Source organism: Bradyrhizobium sp. Kon58 (genome assembly GCF_055807455.1).
This window is the reverse complement of record NZ_JBVVOT010000396.1, coordinates 1-280: the sequence shown is the minus strand read 5'-3', so window position 1 is coordinate 280 and position 280 is coordinate 1. Positions and strand designations below refer to the sequence as shown.

At 59.6% G+C, this 280-nt stretch carries 1 protein-coding gene; it reads right to left on the bottom strand.

All coding sequences use genetic code 11. From position 1 onward, the window contains the following. Nucleotides 1-10: 10 nt before the first annotated feature. Nucleotides 11-280 (bottom strand): dihydrofolate reductase family protein (locus AC0L20_RS40905; protein ID WP_473295810.1); only part of this gene is annotated, 270 nt, incomplete at its 5' end.

Genomic DNA, 280 nt, shown 5'->3' with positions numbered 1-280 from the left:
CGTTTCTGACTCACCGCGTTCGGTCTCGACCGCGTAGATTTGCTCGCTCGGGGGACGAGGTATAGCGGCTAACAACCATGCCGCTCGAATAAGCCTTGGCCTCGAGTAATTTTAGCTTCCTGAACCCCGACGCCGCGAAGATCCTGACGCCGTCACCCAATACCGCCGGGTTGACGTAGAATTGAAACTCGTCAACGAGACCGTGTTCGATCAGCGCCGCGGCAAACCCCGCGCCACCGAACACGCCAATGTCGCGCCCTCGTTGGCTCTTTAAGGCGCC